We start from the raw sequence: 18,541 nt of genomic DNA on the forward strand, positions 1-18,541 counted from the left end.
AATGAGCTCCCCCGACCTGCCCTCCGAACCGGCCAGCGACACCCCTGCTGAGGCCGTGCCGGTGGCCGACCTCAGCCCCGAAGAGATCGCCGCCTGCCTCAAGGTGCTGAACACCATTCACGCCTACGACGACGAGCACCCGGACTACGTCGCCGTCCGGCGTGCCACCGGCAAGATGTTCAAGGCGGTCAAACGGCACCGGCGGACCACCAAACGGGACCTGATCGCCGAGGCGGACCGGGCAGTGATCGCCCAGACCGCCACCGCCGCCCCGGACCGGATCGACGACGAGACCCGCGGCAATAAGCTGGCCACGTCTGCCACCGGAGAGGTTGCCGGCCACCTGATCCGGTCCCGCCCCTGCTACATCTGCAAGCAGCACTACACCCAGGTGGACGCCTTCTACCACCAGCTCTGCCCGGAGTGCGCACTCTTCAGCCACAGCAAGCGCGACGCCCGCACCGACCTGACAGGACGCCGAGCCCTGTTGACCGGCGGCCGGGCAAAGATCGGCATGTACATCGCCCTCCGGCTGCTCCGCGACGGCGCCCACACCACCATCACCACCCGGTTCCCCAAGGACGCCGCCCGCCGGTTCGCCGCCATGGAGGACAGCGCCGACTGGCTGCACCGGCTGCGGATCGTGGGCATCGACCTGCGCGACCCCTCCCAGGTGATGGCCCTGACCGACTCCTTGGACGCCGCCGGCCCGCTGGACATCATCGTCAACAACGCCGCCCAGACCGTGCGCCGCTCCGGCAACGCCTACAAGCCCCTGGTCGACGCCGAGGATGAGCCGCTGCCGGCCGAGCTGCAGGCCGCGAACGGCGGACCCGAGCTGGTCACCTTCGGCCACGCCCACGACAAGCACCCCCTGGCCCTGGCCTCCTCCGTGCTGGACCACCCCGTGCTGGCCGGGGACGCCCTCACCTCGCTGGCGCTCTCCACCGGCTCGGCGTCGCTGGAGCGCATCGCCTCGGGCACCGCGATCGACGCCGGTGGCCTGGTGCCGGACCTGGCCACCATCAACAGCTGGACCCAGGTGGTGGATGAGGTGGACCCGCTGGAGATGCTCGAGGTCCAGCTGTGCAACGTCACCGCGCCGTTCCTGCTGGTCAGCCGGCTACGGCCGGCGATGCGTCGCTCGGACGCCCGGCGTAAGTACATCGTGAACGTCAGCGCCATGGAGGGCCAGTTCTCCCGGGCCTACAAAGGTCCCGGCCACCCGCACACCAACATGGCCAAGGCTGCGCTGAACATGATGACGCGCACCAGTGCCAAGGAGATGCTGGAGACCGACGGGATCCTGATGACCGCCGTCGACACCGGCTGGATCACTGACGAACGCCCGCATTACACCAAGGTCCGGCTGATGGAGGAAGGTTTCCACGCCCCGCTGGACCTCGTAGACGGCGCCGCGCGGGTCTACGATCCGATCGTCATGGGCGAGGCGGGCGAGGACCAGTACGGCGTGTTCCTGAAGGACTACAAGCCCAGCCCCTGGTGACGCCACGGGCCTAATGGCCCTAATCCGCGCGGGGGCGCCTCCGTACCGTGGACCTGTGACTACGACGACGCCTCCGCCGGATTTCAACCTGTCCATGGACCAGTGCTGGGCCCTCCTCGACAGCGAGGTGGTGGGCCGGGTCGCGCTGATCGTGGACGGCCATCCGGAGGTCTTCCCGGTGAACTTTGTCCTAAACCGCCGCTCGATCGTTTTCCGCACCGCCGGCGGCACGAAGCTCTGGGGTGCGATCACCGCGAAGCCGGTGGCGTTTGAAATCGACGGGTATGACGCGCACGAGGAAACGGCCTGGAGCGTCATGGCCCGCGGCGAGGCAGAACTGGTCGAGGACCAGGCCGAGAAGGACGCGGTGGATGCCCTGCTGCTGGAACCCTGGCAGCCGGGCGAGAAGAGCTACTACGTGCGGGTGCCACCCAAGGCGCTGACCGGCCGCCGGTTCAAGGTCACCCAGCCCGACGTCTGGAAGACCCGGCTGGCGGACCCGCGGCGCGCCTCCTTCGAGTAGCGCGTTCCGGCAGCGCCGCCGCGGGTGCCCCATTAGCGCTTCAGCCTAGTGCCGCTTCTCCGGCGTATGCACCACGAGGACCGGGCAGTGCGCGTGCGCCACAAGGGCAGAACTGACCGAGCCGAGCAGCAGTCCGCCGAAGCCGCCGTGGCCGCGCCGGCCCAGCACCATCAGGTCCGCGTTGCGGGACTCGTCAATGAGAACCCGCCGCGGGTTGCCCTGCACCAGCCGGGATTCGACGTTCTCCGGGAGCGTGTCACCGAAAGCCGTGGTCAGCGCCTCCTGCAGGATCTCCCCGGCCCGGACGTCGAAGTCGTTGATGCCCATCGCCACATACCCGTCGTAGACCGGCGGGAAGTCCCAGCAGGCCAGGGCGGTAACACGGGCGTGGAAGGGATCGGCCAGGACCCGAGCCTGCCGGAGGGCCTCCACCGAGGCGTCCGAACCGTCGACGCCCACCAGGATGCTGCGGATGCCCTGCGCCTCGTTCATCTGTGTTCCCTTCGCTTGCCCGTCTGCGTTGCCATTTAGCCCTGCCCGAACCCGTCGCGCCGGTGGGGCATGGCTTCAAACACTACGGCGACGGCGTAGCCCGGCTAGGGCCAAAGGTCACCTTTGCCCCGTGCGCCGCGCCGTGGGGCGAACGGCCCTTTACGTCGGTAACCGCCGGGGATGAGAATGGCCGTGGCAGCGGTTTACCAACGGAGATCCCGTCGGCAGAGCCCGCCCGGGGACACGGTTCCGGGCGCACCGCCGCCGCCGTGGTTTCGGGGGGAGCCACAGTTGCATGAAGGTTGGATCGTCAGTCCGCCGCAGTCCACTGCCGGCAGGACGCGTGAACAGGGCGCCGGCCGGGCGCCGGGGTCCGTCAGGCTCCCGGGCGGCTTCGGACGGCGGCCGGATGGGAAACACATGATTGCCTGGGCAGATGCCGGTCTCACCGCACCAGAGGGCACCGCGGCGGTGATCCGGGTCTTCATCCTCGACGACCACGAGCTGGTCCGCCGCGGATTGCAGGAACTCCTCGAGGGCGAGGGATTCCACGTCGTCGGAAGTTCCGGCTCCGCCGTGGAGGCCACCCGACGCATCCCGGCCTTGCACCCGGACGTCTGCGTCCTGGACGCCCGGCTGCCGGACGGAACCGGGATCGAGGTCTGCCGCGACGTCCGCTCCATCGATCCCTCGCTGAGCTGCATCATCCTCACGAGCTTCGACGACGACCAGGCACTGCGCGGCGCCGTCCTCGCCGGTGCCTCCGGCTACATCCTCAAGGAGATCGGCGGGACTGACCTGATCGGGGCGCTCCGGCGTGCCGCGGCCGGCGAGTCGCTCTACGAAAAGGGCGTGGCCGAGGGCGTCATGGAGAGCCTGGTGGAACCGGAGGAAGTCGATCCGCGGACCGCCGCGCTGACACCGCAGGAACGCCGCGTGCTAGAGCTCGTTGGCGAGGGACTGACCAACCGGCAGATCGCCGCCGAGATGTTCCTCGCCGAGAAGACGGTGAAGAACTACGTCTCCTCACTGCTGGCCAAGCTCGGCTTCGAGCGGCGGACCCAGGCCGCGGTCTTCATCGCCAGCCCGGCCGCGCAGCACGCCAACGGCGCCTGAGCCGCTCGAGAGCGGGACGGACCACTCCACGCTGGTGCCCGCGTCCGGGGCGGACACGATCACGCACTCGCCGTCGAGCATCCGTGCCCTGTCCTCCAAGTTGGCCAGGCCGTTGCGGGCCGCCGCGTTGGTGAAACCCGACCCGTTGTCCGTCACCACCACCGTGACCCGGCCCTTCATGACCGCCACCGAGACGGAGATTGCGTCCGCGCCCGAGTGGCGGATGGCGTTGCTCAGCCCCTCGGACACCACGGCCACCACGTTGTCGGCCTTCTCCGCCGGGACGGTGTCGATGGGCCCCGTGAGCGTCAGCCGCGGCGTGAACGGCAGCGACTTCGCCGAGCTCCTGGCCACGCGGCGGATCCGGCCGCTGAGCGGGTCGGAGTCGGTCTGGCTGTGCCGGAGCGAGTAGATGGTGTCCCGGAGGCTGCGGATGGCCTCGTCGAGCTCGCCGGTGATGTTCCGGATCCGTTCCGTGGCGAGGTCGTCCTTGGTGAACCGGGCCAGGCTCTGGACGCTGAGGCCGGCGGCGAAGAGCCGCTGGATGACGAGGTCGTGCAGGTCGCGGGCGATCCGGTCGCGGTCGGTGAAGACCAGCAGTTCCTCACGGAGCCGGTGCACCCGGGCCAGTTCCAGGGCCAGCGCCACGTGCGAGCCGAAGACGGCCCCCATCTCCCGGTCGGTCCGGTCGTACGGGGCGGCGTCGGTCTCCCGGGCGAGCAGCAGCAGGCCGTGATGGGCGCCGCGGGCGCTCAGGCCCACGGCCAGCAGCGGTCCGGTGCTGTGGTCATCGCACAGTTCCAGGACCGCTGAGGCGGAGGGAAAGAGAACCGGATCGCCGCCGGACAGAACCTCCTGCAGTTCCGGGTGGTCCAGCAGAAGCGGTGCACCGGTGAACTCTGCGGCCTGCTCCCCCGCCGCGCCGACGACGACGTGACCCGCGGCTGTCTCCGTCGGGGCGACGATCAGCGCGAGCCGGGATCCGGACTCGAGCCGGGCCCGTTCGACGATTGGGTCGAGATCAGATTCGAGGTGGTCGCCGTCGCCGGCGAGCATCGTGCCCGTGACGTCCATCGATGCTTCCAGCCAGCGCGCCCGGCGGCGGGCGTCGTCGTAAAGCTTGGCGTTCTCGATCGCGACGGCGGCCGCTGCAGCCAGCGCCACCGCCAGCGCTTCGTCCTCGTCGCTGAAGTCCTCGCCACCGGCCTTCTCGGTCAGATAGAGGTTGCCGAACACCCTGTCCCGGACCCGGATCGGCACGCCCAGAAAGGTGCTCATCGGCGGATGGTTGGCCGGGAATCCCGTTGCCACTGGATGCGCGCCGAGGTTATGGAGCCGCAGCGGCTTCGGGTCGCTGACCAGCAGGCCCATGACGCCGTGGCCGGTGGGTTGGCGGCCGATCCGGGCCGCGGCCGCTTCGTCGATGCCGACGGTGACGAAATGATTCAGTGTGTTGTCCTCGCCCATCACGCCGAGGGCGCCGTAGCGGGCGTGCAACAGGGTGCAGGCCGACTGCACCAGCCTCTCCAGCACGGCGTCGAGGCTCAGGTCCTCTGCGAGGGCCACGACCGCTTCCAGCAGTCCGGCCATGCGTTCCCTGGACTGCATGAGTTCCCCGCCCCGGGTGACGAGATCCCTGAGTACGTCTTCGGCCTTGGCATTTCCGGACGCTAAAGGGTCCGGTCCCTTGTCGAGAGACTGCATTGTGCCCCCAAAAAACTGTGCCAAAAATCTGACTCCACCATCCGCGCTGATGGTTTGCTGTCAGAATACTCCCACCCTCGGGAGCCGGGGGCCAGAGCCGAAGGGCGATCGTTACTCCGCCGGGACGTTGGTCCCTAGATTGCGGCGGGCGTTCTGGCATAAGCTCGCCGCCATGAGCACTGACCCGCAGCAGACAGGGCACACCGTGGACAAGAAAGACACCACCTCAGGACCGCACGCCGTCGAGAACCTGGACAACCACGAGTGCTGGCGGCTGCTGCGCAGCGTCAGCGTCGGCCGGATGGCGGTTTGGGTGGATGACCACCCCGACATCTTTCCAATCAACTACAAGGTGGACCACGGCACGCTGGTGTTCCGCACCGCGGACGGCACGAAGCTTCAGGCCGCCACGGGCGACACACCGGTGGCGGTGGAGGCCGACGGCGTCGACGCGGACTCCGGGGTCGCGTGGAGCGTGGTGGTCAAGGGCCAGGCGGCCCCGGTGAAGAACCAGGAGGAAGTGCTGGACACCGTGGGCCTGCTGCTCTTCCCGTGGCAGGCCGGCAAGAAGGAGCACTTCGTCCGGATCACCCCGGACTCCGTCACCGGCCGCCGCTTCAAGATCGTGCCACCGCTGACCTGGTGGACGCCGCTGGACGACGCCACCCGCTCCGGCATGGAGTAGCCGGAGGCCGAGGAGACCACCACAGCAGCCGGACGCCGGCTCAGGCCAGGCGGGTGATCTCCACCGTCACGGACAGCGACGAACCGCCGCCGCCGGAGAGGATGCCCTTCAGCGGAGGCACGTCCCGGTAGTCCCGGCCGCGGGCCACGGTGACGTGGAAGTCGCCGGCCGGCTTGTGGTTCGTCGGGTCCCAGCTGCGCCACTCGCCGTCCCACCACTCCAGCCACGCATGCGACTGGCCGGCAACGGTCTCGCCGATGGACGCCGTCGAGCGCGGGTGCAGGTACCCCGAGACGTAGCGGGCGGGGATGCCGCAGCTGCGCAGCGAGCCGATGGCCAGGTGTGCCAGGTCCTGGCAGACGCCCTGGCGCTGGTTCCAGGCCTGCTCAGCGTTGGTGGTGACGCCGGTGGAGCCCTTCATGTAGGTCATTTCCCCGCGCATCCACTCGAATACGGCCATGGCCGCCTCGTGCGGGTTACGGCCGGCGACGACGCCGGGGACGATGTCCAGGACCTCGGCGCCGGGACCGGTCAGCTGCGACTGCGGGATCCAATCGCTGAACTGGTCCAGCGTCTCCGGTGCGGTGAGCACGTCCCAGCCCACGATGTCGGCCTCGGAAGGGATCCGCTCCACCCGGTGCACTTCCACGGTGGTGGTGGAGAGGACCTCAAGGTGCTCGTGCGGCATCTGCATGTCGAACGCCGTGACCCTGGTGCCCCAGTAGTCCCGGTAGCTGCTGAGCGCCGCCTGCGAGGGTGAGACCTTCATGGAGGACTCCAGGACCACCTGCTGCGGGTCCGTCAGGGGCGTCATCCGGGCCTCGTTGTAGGAGAGGGTGACGCGCTTGTTGTACTTGTACGCGGTCCGGTGCGTGATGCTCAGCCGGGTCATGAAACTTCTCCCACCCAGGCCAGTTCGTCTGCCTGATTGAAGTACTTACGGGAAATGGCGTCCGAGGCCTGTGAAACGGCCTTCTGCACGCGCTCCATGTGCTCGGGCAGCTCGGACATCAGGTCATCGGTCCGGTGGAACTCCAGGAAGGTGCGGGCCTGGCCCACGATCCGGCGGGCGTCGTTGATGAAGCCCACGCGCTGGGCCGAGGGGTCCAGCTTGGCCAGGCAGTCGTCCGCGTCGCGCAGCGCGTACACAATCGAGCGCGGGAACAGCCGGTCCAGTAGCAGGAACTCGGCTGCGTGCTGGTCGCCGAAGGCGGCACGGCGGGTCCGGAGGAACGATTCGTAGGCGCCGGCGCAGCGGAGCATGTTCACCCAGGACATCCCGGCGGAGAGCACGTCGCGGGTGGAGAGCATGCGCGCGGTCATGTCGGCGCGTTCCAGCGAGCGGCCAAGGACCAGGAAGAGCCAGCTCTCGTCGTGGCTGACGGTGGTGTCGGCCAGGCCGCTGACCATGGCGGTGCGCTCCAGCACCCAGTTGCAGAACCGGTAGGTGCCCACGACGTCCTTGCGGTGCTGGTTCAGCCCGTAGTACGTGGTGTTCAGGCTCTCCCAGAGCCCGGAGGACACGGTCTCGCGGGCGCGCCGGGCGTTCTCCCGGGCCGCGCCGAGGGACCCGGCGATCGAGGTGGCGCTGTGCTTGTCGTAGGCCAGGGCGTGCAGCAGCTCGTCCAGGCCGAACTCCTCGGACTGCGGCCGCGCCCCCATGACGGCGAGCAGTTCCTGCGCGACGCTGCGCTGCTCCTCCATCGGCAGGTGGTTCAGCCGTTCGAGGTGGACGTCCAGGATGCGGGCGGTGCCGTCGGCCCGTTCGACGTAACGGCCGATCCAGAACAGGGACTCGGCAATACGGCTAAGCATTCGCGGCTACCTCCTGCGGCTCGGACATCTGCTGCTGTTGCTGCTCTTTCTGTCTGTCGCGCCAGTTGCTCTCGACCGGCCAGACGGAGACCCGTTCACGGATGGCGATGGCCGGCTTCGGGATGACTTCCACGGGAACCTGCGCCGAATCGGCCAGCACCCAGGTGTCCTTGGAGCCGCCGCCCTGGCTGGAGTTCACAATCAGTGAGCCTTCCTTCAGCGCCACCCGGGTCAGGCCGCCGGGGAGCACCCAGACGTCGTCGCCGTCGTTGACCGCGAAGGGGCGCAGGTCCACGTGCCGGGGGCCGAACTTGTCGCCGCTGAGGGTGGGGACGGTGGAGAGCTGCAGCACGGGCTGCGCGATCCAGCCGCGAGGGTCGCTGATGATCCGCTTGCGCAGGGCGTCCAGCTCCTCGCGGGAGGCGTCGGGCCCGATCACCAGGCCCTTGCCGCCTGAGCCGTCCACGGGCTTGACCACCAGTTCATCCAGCCGGTCGAGGACGTGTTCGCGGGCTTCCTTCTCCTCCAGACGGAAGGTGTCCACGTTCGCGATCACCGGTTCCTCGTTGAGGTAGTAACGGATCAGGTCCGGGACGTAGCTGTAGACCAGCTTGTCGTCGGCGACGCCGTTGCCCACGGCGTTGGCGATAGTGACGCCGCCGGCGCGGGCGGCGTTGACCAGGCCGGGGCAGCCGAGCATGGAGTCGGAGCGGAACTGCAGCGGGTCGAGGAACTCGTCGTCGATGCGCTTGTAGATGACGTCCACACGCTGCTCACCGGCGGTGGTGCGCATGTAGACGCGGTTGCCGCGGCAGATCAGGTCGCGGCCCTCCACCAGTTCGACGCCCATCAGGCCGGCCAGCAGGGTGTGTTCGAAGTAGGCGCTGTTGAAGACGCCCGGGGTCAGGACGACGACGGTGGGGTCGTCGACGCCGGAAGGCGCGGTCTTGCGCAGGGCCGAGAGGAGCCGGCGGGGGTATTCCTCGACCGGGCGGACGCGCTGCTGGCCGAAGGCCTCGGGCAGGCCCTTGGCCATGGCGCGGCGGTTCTCCAGGACATAGCTGACGCCGGAGGGCACGCGGACGTTGTCCTCCAGGACGCGGAAGGTCCCGGCCTCGTCACGGATGACGTCGATGCCGGAGATGTGGACGCGGACGCCGCCGGCGGGTTCGAAGCCGTGCACCTGCCGGTGGAAGTGGGCGCTGGTGGTGACCAGTTGCCGCGGGATGACGCCGTCGGAGACGACGGCCATCTTGTCGTAGACGTCGTTCAGGAACGCCTCGAGCGCCTTGACCCGCTGGGCCACGCCGCGTTCCAGGACGGTCCACTCGTCCGCCGGGATGACGCGCGGCACGATGTCCAACGGGAAAGGCCGCTCCTCCCCCGCGAAGTCGAAGGTGACGCCGCGGTCCAGGAAGGTGCGGGCCATCGAATCGGCGCGGGCGGTGACGTCGGCGAGGGAGAGTTCGCGGAGCGCCCCGGCCACCTGGCCGTAGGAAGGGCGGGCCTGCTGGCCGGGCGCGAACATCTCGTCGTACGCCCCGCTGCGGCCCGCGGCCTCGGAGTAATCCTGAAAAAGGTCAGACATGCCCACTAGCCAACCATTTTTTGGTCCCGATTTCATATCGGCGCACCCCTTGTGGCGTGTTGCAGCCCACGCGGTGCCGTGGTACAGCTCACGCCCGGTCCGGGCCGAGTGATGGCGGCCGTTCCGGTGGCAGGGCAGGCAGGGTTGTCCCGCCGAAATGGGGATTCCGGGCCGGATGCGGCACAGTAGACCCGTGCCCCGAGACCTTCACCCCCTCACCGCCTCCCTGCGCGGCCTACCGCCGCTGCTTCCCGGGCTGCTGGCCTGCGCCACCGCCGTCGCGGCTGCCCTGGCGGTCCACGCGCTGGTGCCAGCGCTGCCCGCCATGACGGTCGCCGTCATCCTTGGCCTCCTCGCCGCGAATCTCCCGGGCATTTCCGCCTGGACGTCCGGGCCGGGCCGAGCGGGGCTGGGGTTCGCCGGGAAGCACCTGATGCGAAGCGGCATCGTGGTCCTGGGCCTCAAGGTCAGCGTGGTGGACGTCCTCGGCCTCGGCTGGCCCGCGCTGCTGCTGATCACCGGCGTCGTCCTGGTCTCCTTCGCCGGCACCTACGGCATCGGCCGGCTCTTCCGGCTGCCCCCGACCGTGTCGCTGCTCATCGCAACCGGCTTCGCGATCTGCGGCGCCTCCGCGATCGGGGCCATGGCCGCGGTTCGCCGCATCCGCCAGCAGGACACAGTGTTGCCGGTGGCCCTGGTAACGCTCTGCGGCACCCTCGCGATCGGCGTCCTGCCGCTGCTCACCGGCCCGCTGGGGCTGGGCCCGCAGCTCTTCGGCGCCTGGGTGGGGGCATCCGTGCACGACGTCGGCCAGGTGGTGGCCACCGCGCAGACCGCCGGCGCCGCGGCCCTGGCGGTGGCGGTCATCGTAAAGCTGACCCGGGTGCTGCTGCTGGCCCCGATGGTGGCCGTCGCCGGCCTGCACCACCGGCTCCGCGACGATTCCGGCGGGACCATGCCTCCGGTGGTGCCCCTGTTCGTGCTCGGCTTCATCGCGATGGCCGCGCTCCGCTCCACCGGAGTGCTGCCCGCGGGCGTGCTGGAGGCGGCCGCCCTGTTGCAGGACATTCTCCTGGGCATGGCCCTATTCGGGCTGGGCTCCGCCGTCCGGGTCCGCGAACTGCTGCGGACCGGCACCCGGGCGCTGCTGGCGGCCCTCGCGGCGTGGCTGCTGATCGCCGCCTTGGGCCTTGGCGCAGCGGTCCTGATGTTGCCCGGGCACTGAGCTGCGCGGGGCGCCTGCGTGATTAGATAGCAGCGTGTCCAACCAGAATTTGACCCGTGAAGAAGCGGCCGCCCGCTCGGCCCTGATCACCACGCACAGCTACGACGTGTCCCTCGATGTCCGGCAGGCCGCGGACCCCACGGTGGCCGGCTACCCCAGCCGCAGCGTCATCACCTTCGCCGCCGCCGAACCCGGGTCCAGCACGTTCCTGGACTTCATCAGCTCCGAGGTGCACAGCGTGTTCCTCAACGGCAAGGGCCTGCCTGTGGCCGACGTGGTCGAAGGGTCTCGGATCCGGCTGGACAACCTGCAGGCCGAGAACCAGGTGACCGTCACCGGCACGGCGCTGTACAGCACCTCCGGGGAAGGCATGCACCGCTTCTTCGACCCCGCCGACGGCCAGTGCTACCTGTACACGCAGTACGAGCCGGCCGACGCCCGCCGGGTCTTCGCCAACTTCGAACAGCCGGACCTCAAGGCCGAGTTCACCTTCCACGTGATGGCGCCGTCGGGCTGGCAGGTCGCCTCCAACGGCGTCGAGGCCGCCCGCACCCAGCTCACCAGCGATCCGGCCACCAGCCGCTGGGACTTCGCCCCCACCAAGCCGGTCTCCACCTACATCACCAGCGTCCTCGCCGGCCCCTACTTCCGCGCGGACAGCAGCTGGGAGGGCACCCTCTCCGACGGGACGGCGCTGGAGGTGCCCCTGGCCCTGTACTGCCGGGCGTCGATGGCCTCCTCCTTCGACACCGACGAGCTGTTCCGGCTCACGGGCAACGGCCTGGACTTCTTCAACCGCCTCTTCGACTACCCCTACCCGTGGGGCAAGTACGACCAGGCGTTCGTCCCCGAATACAACCTCGGTGCGATGGAAAACCCGGGCCTGGTGACCTTCACCGAGAGCTACGTCTTCACCTCCCGGGCCACGGATTCGCAGTACCAGGGCCGGGCGAACACCCTGCTGCATGAGATGGCGCACATGTGGTTCGGCGACCTGGTGACGATGCAGTGGTGGAACGACCTCTGGCTCAAGGAATCCTTCGCCGACTACATGGGCACCCTGGGCGTGGACCGGACCACGGACTGGGACACCGCCTGGGTGAACTTCGCCAACAACCGCAAGGCGTGGGCCTACGTCCAGGACCAGCTGCCCACCACCCACCCGATCGTGGCGGACATTCCGGACCTGGAGGCCGCGAAGCAGAACTTCGACGGCATCACCTACGCCAAGGGCGCCTCGGTCCTCAAGCAGCTGGTGGCCTACGTGGGGTTCGAGGACTTCATCGCCGGCTCACGCCGCTACTTCCGCGACCACGAGTTCGACAACACCACCCTGGCCGACCTGCTGGCGGCCCTCAGTGCCGCCTCCGGCCGCGACCTGGGCCCCTGGGCCCGGCAGTGGCTGCAGACCTCGGGGATCTCCACGCTCACCCCGGAGATCACCGACGAGGACGGGATGCTGACCGCCGTGAGCGTACGGCAGGACGCCACCGACCCGGTGACCGGCTCCCCCGAACCCCGCCCGCACCGGCTGCGGATCGGCCTCTACAACCGGGACGCGGGCGGCTCGCTGGTCCGCACCGACAGCCTGGAGACCGACGTCGACGGCGGGCACACCGCCATCCCGCACCTCACCGGAAAGCACCGGCCGGAGCTGCTGCTGGTCAACGACGAGGACCTCAGCTACGCCAAGGTCCGGCTGGATCCGGTGTCGGAGGCCACGGTCCGGGAATCCCTGGACCGCATCACCGACCCAATGGCCCGCGCCCTCTGCTGGACCGCACTCTGGGACTCGGCCCGGGACGCCGTCACGCCCGCCGCGGACTACGTGGCCGCCGTGCAGCGGTTTGGTCCGGCGGAGACCGGCATCGGCGTGCTGCTCGCAATCCTGGGCAACGCCGCCACCGCCGTCGAACGGTACGTCCCCGCCGCCGAGCGGGACGCCGTGCGCCGCGCCTTCCTGGATACCGCCGTCGCCCAACTTGAGCAGGCCGCCCCCAGCTCGGACCAGCAGCTGGCCTGGGCACGCACCGTTGCCGCGGCCAGCCGCTATGACGACAGCCGGCTGCCCCTGCTGCGGGGCCTGCTGGACGGCAGTACCGTGATCGAGGGGCTGGCGGTCGACGCCGAACTCCGCTGGAACCTCTGGCACGCCCTCGCCGCCAACGGCCAGGCAGACCCGCACGAGCTCGACGCCGAACTCTCCCACGACAACACCGCCTCCGGCCGCTCGGGCCACGCCACGGCCCTGGCCGCACGGCCCGATCCGCAGGTCAAGGCCAAGGCGTGGGAGGCCGCGGTCAACGGCACGGACCTATCCAACCAGCAGCTCAGCGCTACGATCGCCGGCTTCACCACAGCGCCCGCGGAACTGCTGGCCGGCTTCGTGGAGCCCTACTTTGAGGCGCTGGAGCGAGTCTGGGGCAGCCGCAGCATCGAGATCGCCAGCAGGATTGTCCGCGGGCTGTACCCGGCGGGCCAGGACCTCAACGGCCACGCCCCGGCGGAGCACCCGGTGGTGGTCCGGACGGACCGCTGGCTCACCGAGCACGCGGACGCGCCGCGGGCCCTGCGCCGGATCGTCATCGAGCAGCGCAGCCACCTGCTGCGGGCGCTCACCGCGCAAGCCGCCGGCTAGCGCCCAGCCGGCTAGCGCCCCCGCCGGCGAATGCACCCCGGCGAGCAACGGCAGCCGGCCACCTGCAGGCTGCCAAGGCGGCGGGTGCGGGCTACGGGACCCGGTGCAGCCACTCCTCGGTGGCGAACTTGGCCTCCACCCGTGCCCGCGCGGCGTCGAGTTCGACGTCGGTGAGCTCTGCCGGCGTCGCGCCGTACCGGTCGGTGAACACCTCGATCATCGCCGCCACGATGTCGGCCCGGCTCAGGCCGGTCTGGCGGCGCAGCGGGTCCACGCGCTTCTTGGCGCTGGTGGTGCCTTTGTCGGACAGCTTCTCCTTGCCGATCCGCAGCACCTCGACCATCTTGTCGGCGTCAATGACGTAGCTCATGGTCACGTGGTGCAGCATGCCGCCGTTGGCGAGCCGTTTCTGCGCGGCGCCGCCGATCTTGCCCTGGTCCGTGGCGATGTCGTTGAGCGGGACGTAGAAGGCGTTGATGCCCACCTTCTCCAGGGCGGCGAGGACCCAGGCGTCCAGGAAGCCGTAGGAATCGGCGAAGCTCAGCCCGTCCACCAGCGTCTGCGGAAGGTAGAGCGAATAGGTGATGCAGTTGCCGGCCTCCATGAACATGGCGCCGCCGCCGCTGATCCGCCGGACCACGCTGATGCCGTGCCGGCTCACGCCCTCGGGCTGGACCTCGTTGCGGACCGACTGGAAGCTGCCGATCACCACGGAGGGCTCCTCCCAGTCCCAGAACCGCAGGGTGGGGTTGCGGTGTCCGGCGCCGACCTCTTCTGTGAGGACCTCGTCGAGGGCGACGTTTACGTGCGTGGGCAGCACCGTGGGGGCGATGACGTTCCAGTGGTGGTCACCCCAGCCGGTGGCCTTGGCCAAGGCCCTGCGCACGGCGATCGCGATGGCCTCGGCGGACAAGCCGAACAGCACGGTGCCCTCGGGCAGTGCCGCGGTGACGGCGGCGGCGAGGTCGGCCGCCGGGCTGTCCGCGGGGAGCCCGGTGAGGGCCCGGTTGATCTCCGGCAGCGCCTCGTCGGGTTCGAGGAAGAAGTCGCCGCTGATGGACACGTGGCTGAGCACGCCGTTGTCCACCTCGAGGTCGGCGACCACCAGCTTGCCGCCGGGGACCTTGTATTCGCCGTGGCGGCGGCCGCCGTCGCCGTTTCCGTCTGCCGCTGCGGGGGTGGAAGAGGAGGAAGTCATAGCCTCAATCCTGCCACGCGCGCGGCGGCGGGGCGGGACGGCGGTTAACGCGAAAGGCCCGCACCGTTGCAGGTGCGGGCCTCCCAAGACCTTGGAGCAGAATTACTTCTTGCCGCCGAAGCCCTTGAAGCGAGCGTTGAAGCGCTCGACGCGGCCTGCGGAGTCCATGATGCGCTGCTTTCCCGTGTAGAACGGGTGGGACTCGGAGGAGATTTCGACGTCGATGACCGGGTAGGTGTTGCCGTCTTCCCACTCGATGGTCTTCGAGGAAGACACGGTGGACTTGGTCAGGAACTTGACGCCGGAAGCCAGGTCGTTGAAAACAACAGCTTCGTACTTCGGGTGGATATCTGCCTGCATAATTGGACCTTTGTTCGCGCAACTGGATTTTGCCAGCTGCCAGGTATGAGTTGGATTTGGCATGCCGATCACACGGCACGGCCAGCTGTCAATGATACCGCAGTCCCGGACCTCCCGCGAACGCCGGGCCGCGGGGCCGGCGCCAGGCACCGGTGCAGGCCAGGGTGCAGCCTCAACGGGCGCGGAGTTCCCAGAACGCGACGGCGGAGGCGGCGGCGACGTTGAGCGAATCCACGCCGGGACGCATCGGGATCTTCACCGCGAGGTCGACGGCGGCGAGGGTCTCCGGGCTCATGCCGGCACCCTCGGTGCCGAGAACCAGCGCCAGCTTCTCCGGATTGCGGGCGGCGAGTTCGTCGACGTCGACGGCGTCGTCCGTGAGCTCCATGGCGGCCACGGTGAAGCCATGGTCCCGGAGGACGGCAAGGTCCGCGGGCCAGTTCTCCAGCCGCGCCCAGGGCACCTGGAAGACCGTGCCCATGCTGACCCGGACGCTGCGGCGGTACAGCGGGTCCCCGCAGCGCGGCGTCACCAGCACCGCATCCAGGCCCAGGGCCGCGGCGGAGCGGAAGATGGCGCCGACGTTGGTGTGGTCCACGATGTCTTCGAGCACTGCGATGCGGCGGGCGCCGGCGAGCAGTTCGGGCAGCGGCACGGGGGCGGGCCGGTGCATGGCGGCCATGGCCCCGCGGTGCAGGTGGAATCCGGTGATCTCCTCCAGCAGGGCGGCCGGGCCAACGTAGACCGGGACGTCCGGGTACTGCTCGAAGACGTCGGCCAGGTCCGCCAGCCACTTTTCCGCGAGGAAGAAGGACCGGGGCCAGTGGCCGGCGGCGAGGGCCCGGCGGAGCACGCGGGAGGACTCGGCGATGTAGAGGCCCTCGGCGGGTTCGCGGATCTTGCGGAGATGGACGTCGGTCAGTTGGGTGTAGTCCGAGACGCGGGGATCATCCGCGGACTCGAGGTGGTGCAGGGGCATCTCAATTCACCAGCTTCGCAATCATGAACCCGAGGGCCACCAGGCCAAGGGTGAAGATGACGCCGCGCAGCACGTTGGGTGGGAGCCGGCGGCCCACCTTGGAGCCAATGAACCCGCCGATCAGGGAGCTGACGGCGATCAGAGCCACGGCCGGCCAGCTGATCCGGTCGAACGCGAAGAGCAGGTAGGACGCCGCCGCGACGATGTTCACGCCGAGGACCAGGATGTTCTTCATGGCGTTGGCGTTCTGGATGGTTCCCGCCATGAAGACGCCGAGGATCCCGACCAGGAGGATGCCCTGCGCGGCCACGAAGTAGCCGCCGTAGACCCCGGCCAGGTAGACCAGCACCACCAGCAGGACGCTGTGCCGCTTGTCCCTGGCGGCGGTTTCGGGGTCCGATTCCCGGCTCTGCACCCAGCGCTGCAGCCGGGGCTGGAAGGCCACCATGAGCAGGGCCAGGACGATCAGCGCCGGGGCGGCGTACTGGAAGACCACCTCGGGAAGGTGCAGCAGCAGGTAGGCGCCAGTGATACCGCCCAGCAGGGAGGCCGGGAGCAGGCGGATGAGCTGGCTGCGGCGGCCGGCGAGTTCCTTGCGGTAGCCCCAGGCGCCTGCGGCATTGCCGGCTACCAGTCCGGTGGCGTTGCTGATCGAGGCCGTGACCGGCGCGAAGCCGAGGGCGATCAGCACCGGGAAGGTCACCAGCGTGCCGGAGCCCACGACGGAGTTGATGGTCCCGGCCCAAAGGCCGGCGAAGAAGACAAAGATGCTGCCAAGAAGGTCCACGCGCGTTCAGGGACCCCGCTTAGCGGCGGGTGGTGGCGGTGTAGCGGCCCCCGGTTTCGGTGACATCCAGCTCGACGCCGAAGGTCTCGCCGAGATTCTCCGCGGTGAGCGTCTCGCGCAGCGGGCCGGCCGCGACGATGCCGCCGTCGCGGATCAGCAAAGCGTGCGTGAAGCCCGGCGGCACCTCTTCGAGGTGGTGGGTCACCAGCACGATGGCCGGGGCATCCTCGTCCGCGGCGAGCTCGCTCAGCCGCTGCACCAGGTCCTCGCGCCCGCCGAGGTCCAGGCCGGCGGCCGGCTCGTCGAGGAGCAGCAGTTCGGGGTCCGTCATCAGGGCGCGGGCGATCTGGACGCGCTTGCGTTCGCCCTCGGAGAGGGAAGCGAAGGGGCGGTTGAGCAGCGGGCCCATCCCCCACTCGTTGAGCAGGGCGAAGGCGCGGCGCTCGTCGTCCTTCTCGTAGCCCTCGCGCCAGCGGCCGGTGACCCCGTACGCGGCCGTCACGACCACGTTGAGGACCTTTTCGTGCTCGGGGATCTGGTTGGCCAGCGCCGCGGACGACAGGCCGATGCGGGGCCGGAGTTCGAAGACGTCGACGGCGCCCATGACCTCGTCGAGGATGCCGGCCTTGCCGGAGGTGGGGTGCAAGCGGGCCGCGGCGACCTGCAGGAGCGTGGTCTTGCCGGCGCCGTTGGGGCCGAGGACCACCCAGCGTTCGCCCTCCTTGACCTGCCAGTCCACCTTGTCCAGGAGCGTCTTCGCCCCGCGGACAACGCTGACGGCGGCCAATTCAAGAACTTCACTCATAGGAGTAGACACTAGGACAAAAAAGCTGACGATTGATAACCGGAGCGGCGCACCGCCCCCTGCGCCAACGTCCGGGTCCGGCCCCGTGGCCTGACCGGTGCCCCGGCAGCGCTCCGCCCGTGCCGTGACCGGCGTCACCGCGGCTCCTTCGCGGCGTCATGGATGCGGGCCGGCACCCGCCCTCTCGATAGGATTGGGGCCATGATTTCCCACGTGACCGCGGTCAGTTACGGCCCCGCCCTGTCCGACGACGACCTCCGCCAGATCCGCGGCGCGCTGGCCGCCGCCGGACTGGCCATCACCGCCGAGAGCACCGCAGGCGACGGCCGCTACACGGTCCACACCGCGGAGTGCACGACCTCGGAACCGCTGACCGACGCCGCACTGGCCGGCCGGCGGGAGGCCGTCTCCCCCGCCGTCGGCGCCGGGTTCGGCACCGCCCTGGTGCCGGACGCGCTGCGGACGGCACCACGGAAGCTCCTGCTCATGGACGTCGATTCGACCCTGATCAAGCAGGAAGTGATTGAACTGCTGGCGGCGTACGCGGGCAAGCGCGAGGAGGTGACCGCCGTGACGGAGGCCGCGATGCGCGGCGAGCTGGACTTCACCCAGAGCCTCCACGCCCGGGTGGCCGTGCTCGCCGGCCTGCCGGCTGCCGTCGTGGACGATGTCCGCGCCGAGGTCAGCCTCAGCGAGGGGGCCGCAGAGCTGGTGGCGGCCTTCAAGGCGGCCGGCCATGCCGTGGCGGTGGTCTCCGGCGGCTTCAACCAGATCCTCGGCCCGCTGGCGGCCGGCCTGGGGCTGGACCATTGGATCGCCAACGAACTCGAAATCGTCGACGGCGCCCTCACCGGCCGCGTCCTCGGGGACGTCATCGACCGGGCGGCCAAGGAAAAGTACCTCCGCGAGTGGGCGGCGGCCGAGGGCATCCCGCTGGAGCACACGATCGCCGTCGGCGACGGCGCCAACGACCTGGACATGCTCGGCGCCGCCGGCATCGGAGTGGCGTTCAACGCCAAGCCCGCCGTCCGCGCCGCGGCGAATGCCGCCGTCGACATGCCCTACCTCGACACGGTCCGGCACATCGCGGGGGTTTAACCGGGGTCTGACTGGGGTCTG

At 69.6% G+C, this 18,541-nt stretch carries 17 protein-coding genes; 7 read left to right on the forward strand and 10 right to left on the reverse strand.

Annotated elements, in window-relative coordinates:
* The first annotated feature begins 1 nt into the window (after position 1).
* Both ABC337_RS17165 and ABC337_RS17170 read left to right on the forward strand, forming a co-directional pair.
* Entirely contained in the window at positions 2-1,507 is a 1,506-nt protein-coding gene (locus ABC337_RS17165; protein ID WP_412882943.1) for an SDR family NAD(P)-dependent oxidoreductase, read from the forward strand.
* 94 nt (positions 1,508-1,601) lie between these two features.
* Positions 1,602-2,030 carry a pyridoxamine 5'-phosphate oxidase family protein gene (locus tag ABC337_RS17170; RefSeq protein ID WP_412883263.1) on the forward strand — a complete coding sequence of 143 codons (429 nt, stop codon included), beginning with the start codon at positions 1,602-1,604 and terminating at the stop codon, positions 2,028-2,030.
* A gap of 45 nt (positions 2,031-2,075) precedes the next feature.
* Here the strand turns inward: ABC337_RS17170 and ABC337_RS17175 are convergent, their stop codons facing one another.
* Positions 2,076-2,522, reverse strand: a complete 447-nt coding sequence (locus ABC337_RS17175) for a universal stress protein (RefSeq protein WP_412882942.1) — start codon at positions 2,520-2,522, stop codon at positions 2,076-2,078.
* Positions 2,523-2,942: 420 nt separating this feature from the next.
* Between ABC337_RS17175 and ABC337_RS17180 the strand changes: the two genes are divergently transcribed.
* Positions 2,943-3,638 (forward strand): response regulator, encoded by a 696-nt coding sequence (locus ABC337_RS17180; RefSeq protein WP_412882941.1) that lies wholly within the window; start codon positions 2,943-2,945, stop codon positions 3,636-3,638.
* On the opposite strand, the gene ABC337_RS17185 is transcribed toward ABC337_RS17180, so the two are convergent.
* Complete coding sequence (locus ABC337_RS17185) at positions 3,549-5,342, reverse strand: sensor histidine kinase (RefSeq protein ID WP_412882940.1); 1,794 nt, start codon at positions 5,340-5,342, stop codon at positions 3,549-3,551. The two genes, ABC337_RS17180 and ABC337_RS17185, sit on opposite strands and share 90 nt — an antisense overlap.
* Before the next feature lie 172 nt (positions 5,343-5,514).
* Between ABC337_RS17185 and ABC337_RS17190 the strand changes: the two genes are divergently transcribed.
* Entirely contained in the window at positions 5,515-6,027 is a 513-nt protein-coding gene (locus ABC337_RS17190; protein ID WP_412882939.1) for a pyridoxamine 5'-phosphate oxidase family protein, read from the forward strand.
* Positions 6,028-6,067: 40 nt separating this feature from the next.
* On the opposite strand, the gene ABC337_RS17195 is transcribed toward ABC337_RS17190, so the two are convergent.
* Genes ABC337_RS17195 through ABC337_RS17205 form a run of 3 tightly spaced genes read right to left on the reverse strand, consistent with a single transcriptional unit; the run spans position 6,068 to position 9,430 of the window.
* The gene (locus tag ABC337_RS17195) at positions 6,068-6,919 is read right to left on the reverse strand and encodes a transglutaminase family protein (RefSeq protein ID WP_412882938.1); all 852 of its coding nucleotides are present in this window, start codon (positions 6,917-6,919) and stop codon (positions 6,068-6,070) included.
* The gene (locus tag ABC337_RS17200; protein ID WP_056739454.1) at positions 6,916-7,842 is read right to left on the reverse strand and encodes an alpha-E domain-containing protein; all 927 of its coding nucleotides are present in this window, start codon (positions 7,840-7,842) and stop codon (positions 6,916-6,918) included. The genes ABC337_RS17195 and ABC337_RS17200 overlap by 4 nt, the downstream gene beginning before the upstream one ends.
* Positions 7,835-9,430: a circularly permuted type 2 ATP-grasp protein gene (locus tag ABC337_RS17205; protein ID WP_412882937.1), complete on the reverse strand. Its 1,596-nt coding sequence runs from the start codon at positions 9,428-9,430 to the stop codon at positions 7,835-7,837. Before ABC337_RS17205 ends, ABC337_RS17200 begins: the two co-directional genes overlap by 8 nt.
* A 175-nt stretch (positions 9,431-9,605) precedes the next feature.
* Here ABC337_RS17205 and ABC337_RS17210 point away from each other — a divergent pair, with 175 nt between their 5' ends.
* Both ABC337_RS17210 and pepN read left to right on the forward strand, forming a co-directional pair.
* Positions 9,606-10,655, forward strand: coding sequence for a YeiH family protein (locus ABC337_RS17210; RefSeq protein ID WP_412882936.1), 1,050 nt, complete (start codon positions 9,606-9,608; stop codon positions 10,653-10,655).
* A gap of 34 nt (positions 10,656-10,689) precedes the next feature.
* Positions 10,690-13,293 carry an aminopeptidase N gene (gene pepN / locus ABC337_RS17215; RefSeq protein WP_412882935.1) on the forward strand — a complete coding sequence of 868 codons (2,604 nt, stop codon included), beginning with the start codon at positions 10,690-10,692 and terminating at the stop codon, positions 13,291-13,293.
* A gap of 91 nt (positions 13,294-13,384) precedes the next feature.
* Here the strand turns inward: pepN and lplAB are convergent, their stop codons facing one another.
* The 5 genes from lplAB to ABC337_RS17240 all read right to left on the reverse strand — a co-directional run bounded on the left by lplAB (position 13,385) and on the right by ABC337_RS17240 (position 17,422).
* Complete coding sequence (lplAB, locus tag ABC337_RS17220; RefSeq protein ID WP_412882934.1) at positions 13,385-14,491, reverse strand: lipoate-protein ligase LplAB; 1,107 nt, start codon at positions 14,489-14,491, stop codon at positions 13,385-13,387.
* 102 nt (positions 14,492-14,593) lie between these two features.
* Positions 14,594-14,851: a type B 50S ribosomal protein L31 gene (locus tag ABC337_RS17225; RefSeq protein ID WP_290258891.1), complete on the reverse strand. Its 258-nt coding sequence runs from the start codon at positions 14,849-14,851 to the stop codon at positions 14,594-14,596.
* Between the two features lie 172 nt (positions 14,852-15,023).
* On the reverse strand, positions 15,024-15,830 hold the full coding sequence (locus ABC337_RS17230; protein ID WP_412882933.1) for a TrmH family RNA methyltransferase: 807 nt from the start codon (positions 15,828-15,830) through the stop codon (positions 15,024-15,026).
* 1 nt (position 15,831) lies between these two features.
* Positions 15,832-16,617 carry a sulfite exporter TauE/SafE family protein gene (locus ABC337_RS17235; protein ID WP_412882932.1) on the reverse strand — a complete coding sequence of 262 codons (786 nt, stop codon included), beginning with the start codon at positions 16,615-16,617 and terminating at the stop codon, positions 15,832-15,834.
* A gap of 19 nt (positions 16,618-16,636) precedes the next feature.
* Complete coding sequence (locus ABC337_RS17240) at positions 16,637-17,422, reverse strand: ABC transporter ATP-binding protein (protein WP_412882931.1); 786 nt, start codon at positions 17,420-17,422, stop codon at positions 16,637-16,639.
* A 201-nt stretch (positions 17,423-17,623) separates the two neighbouring features.
* Between ABC337_RS17240 and serB the strand changes: the two genes are divergently transcribed.
* Entirely contained in the window at positions 17,624-18,520 is an 897-nt protein-coding gene (gene serB / locus ABC337_RS17245) for a phosphoserine phosphatase SerB (protein ID WP_412882930.1), read from the forward strand.
* Positions 18,521-18,541: the final 21 nt, after the last annotated feature.

The organism is Arthrobacter phoenicis (assembly GCF_047238215.1).
GTDB lineage: Bacteria > Actinomycetota > Actinomycetes > Actinomycetales > Micrococcaceae > Arthrobacter.

Excerpts from the sequence above, each read along its gene's own strand:
- ABC337_RS17170 (WP_412883263.1), top strand. The coding sequence starts at position 1,602 with ATGGACCAGTGCTGGGCCCTCCTCGACAGCGAGGTGGTGGGCCGGGTC.
- lplAB (WP_412882934.1), bottom strand. The coding sequence starts at position 14,491 with ATGACTTCCTCCTCTTCCACCCCCGCAGCGGCAGACGGAAACGGCGAC.
- ABC337_RS17240 (WP_412882931.1), bottom strand. The coding sequence starts at position 17,422 with ATGAGTGAAGTTCTTGAATTGGCCGCCGTCAGCGTTGTCCGCGGGGCG.
- serB (WP_412882930.1), top strand. The coding sequence starts at position 17,624 with ATGATTTCCCACGTGACCGCGGTCAGTTACGGCCCCGCCCTGTCCGAC.
- ABC337_RS17180 (WP_412882941.1), top strand. The coding sequence starts at position 2,943 with ATGATTGCCTGGGCAGATGCCGGTCTCACCGCACCAGAGGGCACCGCG.
- ABC337_RS17175 (WP_412882942.1), bottom strand. The coding sequence starts at position 2,522 with ATGAACGAGGCGCAGGGCATCCGCAGCATCCTGGTGGGCGTCGACGGT.
- ABC337_RS17185 (WP_412882940.1), bottom strand. The coding sequence starts at position 5,342 with ATGCAGTCTCTCGACAAGGGACCGGACCCTTTAGCGTCCGGAAATGCC.
- ABC337_RS17205 (WP_412882937.1), bottom strand. The coding sequence starts at position 9,430 with ATGTCTGACCTTTTTCAGGATTACTCCGAGGCCGCGGGCCGCAGCGGG.
- ABC337_RS17195 (WP_412882938.1), bottom strand. The coding sequence starts at position 6,919 with ATGACCCGGCTGAGCATCACGCACCGGACCGCGTACAAGTACAACAAG.
- ABC337_RS17225 (WP_290258891.1), bottom strand. The coding sequence starts at position 14,851 with ATGCAGGCAGATATCCACCCGAAGTACGAAGCTGTTGTTTTCAACGAC.
- ABC337_RS17190 (WP_412882939.1), top strand. The coding sequence starts at position 5,515 with ATGAGCACTGACCCGCAGCAGACAGGGCACACCGTGGACAAGAAAGAC.
- ABC337_RS17230 (WP_412882933.1), bottom strand. The coding sequence starts at position 15,830 with ATGCCCCTGCACCACCTCGAGTCCGCGGATGATCCCCGCGTCTCGGAC.
- ABC337_RS17200 (WP_056739454.1), bottom strand. The coding sequence starts at position 7,842 with ATGCTTAGCCGTATTGCCGAGTCCCTGTTCTGGATCGGCCGTTACGTC.
- ABC337_RS17210 (WP_412882936.1), top strand. The coding sequence starts at position 9,606 with ATGCGGCACAGTAGACCCGTGCCCCGAGACCTTCACCCCCTCACCGCC.
- ABC337_RS17165 (WP_412882943.1), top strand. The coding sequence starts at position 2 with ATGAGCTCCCCCGACCTGCCCTCCGAACCGGCCAGCGACACCCCTGCT.